Genomic DNA, 234 nt, shown 5'->3' on the forward strand with positions numbered 1-234 from the left:
AGTCGTCGGCAGCGTCAGATGTGTATAAGAGACAGCGGCTATTCCGACATGGTGGGCCTGGCAGAGACGCTCGGCGCGCCCGTGGTCGATACACAGTGGCGCCTGAACTTCCCGACCGAGCATCCGCTCGACATGCGGATGAGCAAGGACCTGTCTCTTATACACATCTCCGAGCCCACGAGACTACGCTGCATATAGGGGGTCGGCTTGTGCTTTGAAAGAGGGGGGGGGGGG

Annotated in this window: 1 protein-coding gene; it reads left to right on the plus strand. The window is 60.7% G+C overall.

Annotated elements, in window-relative coordinates; all coding sequences use genetic code 11:
- Positions 1–198, plus strand: a 198-nt coding sequence (locus tag ACPYOJ_RS36895; RefSeq protein WP_481420618.1) for a hypothetical protein, incomplete at its 5' end; no start/stop codon positions are given.
- Positions 199–234 lie beyond the last annotated feature (36 nt).

This window comes from Rhizobium sp. SVR5-9E (assembly GCF_056755095.1).